Genomic DNA, 1744 nt, shown 5'->3' with positions numbered 1-1744 from the left:
AAAAAAAAAGACCAGTCTAATGATTGGTCTCCAAAATTATTTAAGATTTCTTTTTAAAACTTTCCCAGTACCATTTTTAGGCAATTCGTTTACAAAGTAAATTTCCTTAGGAACTTTATAATAAACAAGTGCTTCTTTACAAAAATCAATGATCTCACTTTCTGAAAGTGAATCATTTGATACGACTAAATAAGCACATACACTTTCACCTATTAATTGATTAGGTTTTCCGACTACCGCTGCTTCAATAATACTAGGATGTTGATAAAGTCTCTCTTCTATCTCTCTAGGGTAAACATTATATCCGTTTGTTATAATAACATCTTTTTTTCGATCTAATAAAAATAAATATCCATCTTCATCTTTTTTACCGAGATCACCCGTTTTAAACCAACCGTTAAAAAATGCTTTTTCAGTTTCTTCTATATTATTTAAATAACCACACATCACATTCGGTCCTATCGCAACAACTTCCCCTACATTACCAGTTGGAACTTCTTCGCCATTTTCATTTACTATTCTTGTCGTAACACTAGGTAGATCAAGGCCAACTGATCCTGGTTTACAAATCCCACGATATGGATTGAAAGTAAGAACTGGAGCTGTTTCAGATAGTCCATACCCTTCTACAATTAAGACATTGTATTTTTCTTGAATTGACTGTAATAATTCGATTGGTATAGATGCACCGCCAGAAATACATGCTCTCAAACTACTAAAATCGTTTGCTGTCGCATTATTTAATTGATATAAATAATTATAAATCGTCGGTACTGCCGCAATTAAAGTAGCTTTTTCTTTTTTGATTACATCAACTAATTCAGCTGGGTTAAATTTAGGAATGATGATTGTTGATGCTCCATTTAACAAAATCATATTTACACATAATGTTAAGCAAAATGAATGAAACATTGGAAGGACGGCGATCATTTGATCATTTTCACTTAATTCGATTAACTTGGAAAAATCATTTGCATTTTCAATTAAATTAAAATGAGACAACATTGCACCTTTAGGGTTACTGGTTGTTCCTGATGTATAAAGAATAACAGCTGTATCATCTTGTAGAGTTTCAATTTCTTCTAATTGATTTTTTATTTTTACTGTCGGTTGTATTTCATCTATTAAAATAATATTTAATAATGTAGGACACTGATTTTTAACACTTTTAAGTTTTTTCTCCTGTTCCCTAGTTGAAATAACAAGTTTTGTAGAAGAATCTTTTAAAATATAGCTGAGTTCACTTTCCGTAAAAGCTGGATTTAATGGAATGACGATTGCACCTAGTCTTAAAATAGCTAAATAAGTTTGTACAAACTCAGGAGAATTTCCTAATAAAATCGCTATTTTATCTCCTTTTTCAATCTCATTTTCAACTAATAGTTGTGCTATGTTTTCACACGATGAAATGAGTTCTTCATAATTCGTTTTGTTTCCATCGTAATTATAAGCTATGTTTTTACCTTTATTATCTGCTACTTCTTTAATCATGCCATATATATTCATTACATTATCAATCCTTAGTTAATTTCATTGTTAGTATTTCATATATTAAATATTCTAGAAAAATGCAAAAGTTAGAAAGATAACTTTCTAACATTAATTTAACTCATCTATTTTTGTAATTTTTCATCTTAAATTCTTTCTTTTTAATTGAGTAAAAGAACAGACTTTAGTCCCTATTTCTTTATTATTCTATCAAACAAATAATCTTTAATGATATAATTTTTATACTACATAATCA

At 29.0% G+C, this 1744-nt stretch carries 1 protein-coding gene; it reads right to left on the bottom strand.

The genetic code is table 11. The annotated features are described in order from the left end of the window. Positions 1 to 36 precede the first annotated feature (36 nt). On the bottom strand, positions 37 to 1506 hold the full coding sequence (locus CN514_RS21415; protein ID WP_098234313.1) for a long-chain-fatty-acid--CoA ligase: 1470 nt from the start codon (positions 1504 to 1506) through the stop codon (positions 37 to 39). Between the last annotated feature and the right edge of the window lie 238 nt (positions 1507 to 1744).

The organism is Bacillus sp. AFS001701 (assembly GCF_002559405.1).
In the GTDB taxonomy this organism is placed as follows: Bacteria; Bacillota; Bacilli; order Bacillales; family Bacillaceae_G; genus Gottfriedia.
Note: the sequence above shows the minus strand (reverse complement) of the source record. Positions and strands in the feature narration are given on the sequence as shown.